This window comes from Mesorhizobium sp. M7A.F.Ca.CA.002.15.2.1 (assembly GCF_003998715.1).
Lineage (GTDB): Bacteria > Pseudomonadota > Alphaproteobacteria > Rhizobiales > Rhizobiaceae > Mesorhizobium > Mesorhizobium ciceri.
The window spans coordinates 1-1,552 of record NZ_RZPI01000950.1 but is presented as its reverse complement, the minus strand read 5'-3'; the positions used below and the strand labels follow the sequence as shown (position 1 = coordinate 1,552).

At 62.6% G+C, this 1,552-nt stretch carries 2 protein-coding genes; both read left to right on the top strand.

Annotation, left to right across the window (positions count from 1 at the left end):
- Nucleotides 1–1,366, top strand: a 1,366-nt coding sequence (locus ENZ74_RS31415) for a CTP synthase (RefSeq protein WP_127313287.1), incomplete at its 5' end; no start/stop codon positions are given.
- 11 nt (nt 1,367–1,377) lie between these two features.
- Nucleotides 1,378–1,552 (top strand): DUF1697 domain-containing protein (locus ENZ74_RS31410; RefSeq protein ID WP_127313286.1); only part of this gene is annotated, 175 nt, incomplete at its 3' end.

The window sequence follows — 1,552 nt, the reverse complement described above, 5'->3', positions numbered from 1 at the left end:
CATCACCACCGGCCGCATCTACAAGAACATCATCGAGCGCGAGCGGCGCGGCGACTATCTCGGCGCCACCGTGCAGGTCATCCCCCACGTCACCGACGAGATCAAGAATTTCGTCCTCAACGGCAATGACGACTATGATTTCGTGCTGTGCGAGATCGGCGGCACGGTCGGCGACATCGAGGCGATGCCGTTCCTGGAGGCTATACGCCAGCTCGGCAACGACTTGCCGCGCAACAATGCCGTCTACGTGCATCTGACGCTGATGCCCTATATCCCGACGGCCGGTGAGCTGAAGACCAAGCCGACTCAGCATTCGGTCAAGGAACTGCGCGGCATCGGCATCGCGCCCGACATCCTGCTGGTCCGCGCCGACCGCGCTATCCCCAAGGAAGAGCGCAGAAAACTGTCGCTGTTCTGCAATGTGCGCGAAAGCGCCGTGATCCAGGCGCTCGACGTGCCGCATATCTACGACGTGCCGATGGCCTATCACAAGGAAGGGCTCGATTCGGAAGTCCTGGCCGCCTTCGGCATCGATCCGGCGCCGAAGCCGCGTATGGAGCCGTGGCAGGCGGTGTCCAACCGCATCCACAATCCGGAAGGCGAGGTGACCATCGCCGTTGTCGGCAAATATACCGGCCTCAAGGACGCCTACAAATCGCTGATCGAGGCGCTGTCGCATGGCGGCCTGGCCAATCACGTCAAGGTCAAGCTCGACTGGATCGAATCGGAGATCTTCGAAAAGGAGGATCCGACGCCGTGGCTGGAAAAGGTGCATGGCATCCTGGTTCCCGGCGGCTTTGGGGAGCGCGGCTCGGAAGGCAAAATCCTGGCGGCGAAGTTCGCGCGTGAGCGAAAAGTGCCGTATTTCGGCATCTGCTTCGGCATGCAGATGGCCTGCATCGAGGCGGCGCGGTCGCTGGCCGGCGTCGAGCATGCGTCTTCGACCGAGTTTGGTCCGACCGAGGAACCGGTCGTCGGCCTGATGACCGAATGGCTGAAAGGCAACATGCTGGAGAAGCGCCGCGAAACCGGCGATCTCGGCGGCACGATGCGGCTCGGCGCCTATCAGGCCGAGCTCGCCAAGGGCTCCAAGATCGCCGAGATCTACGGCGACACTCAGATTTCCGAGCGCCATCGCCACCGCTACGAGGTCAATGTCGACTACAAGGAGCGGCTTGAGGATTGCGGCCTGGTGTTCGCCGGCATGTCGCCCGACGGCGTGCTGCCGGAAACGGTCGAATACCCGGACCATCCCTGGTTCATCGGCGTGCAGTATCATCCGGAACTGAAAAGCCGGCCGCTCGACCCGCATCCGCTGTTCGCCAGTTTCATCGAGGCAGCGGTGGAGCAGAGCCGGCTGGTGTAGGCCGGTCGGCCATGCAGACCTATGTCGCGCTGCTTTACAGCATCATTCTGGGCGAGGGCCGCCGGGTCGTCATGGCCGATCTCAAGGCCATGGCGGAAGATCTCGGGCTGAAGAACCCGCGCACCCTGGTGGCGACCGGAAATCTGGTCTTCGAGGCGCCGGCAACTGATATTGCCGACCTTGAAC